Source organism: Photorhabdus viridis, from assembly GCF_040256935.1.
GTDB classification, from domain to species: Bacteria; Pseudomonadota; Gammaproteobacteria; order Enterobacterales; family Enterobacteriaceae; genus Photorhabdus; species Photorhabdus viridis.
Genome location: NZ_JBEJZY010000309.1, coordinates 1 through 369, shown reverse-complemented (window position 1 = coordinate 369; position 369 = coordinate 1). Strand labels below are relative to the sequence as shown.

1 protein-coding gene is annotated in these 369 nt (G+C 59.6%); it reads right to left on the bottom strand.

The window, feature by feature from the left end; all coding sequences use genetic code 11:
* Positions 1-369 (bottom strand): phage baseplate assembly protein V (locus tag ABR397_RS23500; RefSeq protein ID WP_350307807.1); only part of this gene is annotated, 369 nt, incomplete at both ends.

Here is a 369-nt window from a genome sequence, read left to right as displayed (position 1 = left end):
GGGTCGCCCCCTTCAAATGCGATCGCCACTTCCGTACCTATCAGCAACGGCCAGTGAAAACCGTAGGTGTCACCTGCGTAAGGGCGGGCCAGACGCACCCACAGGCTTTCTCCCCCCTGCGGCCAGTCCGCCCGGTCAAAGTCAAACGACACCCGGTACAACCCGTCTTTATCAATATCCCCGTACCGGTCGTTTACTACCGAGCTGCTCACCCGGGCCGGCAGGGTGCCCGCTATCCGCGGTTTCGGGATTAACACCGGTCGGAAGCACACGGTTTCAGAGTAGGGAATGGCAGTAAACGCCATTTCAAAACTGCGATCCCGGCGCGCACTGCTGTGAATAGCGGTTATCACCGCCCCTTTACGGAAG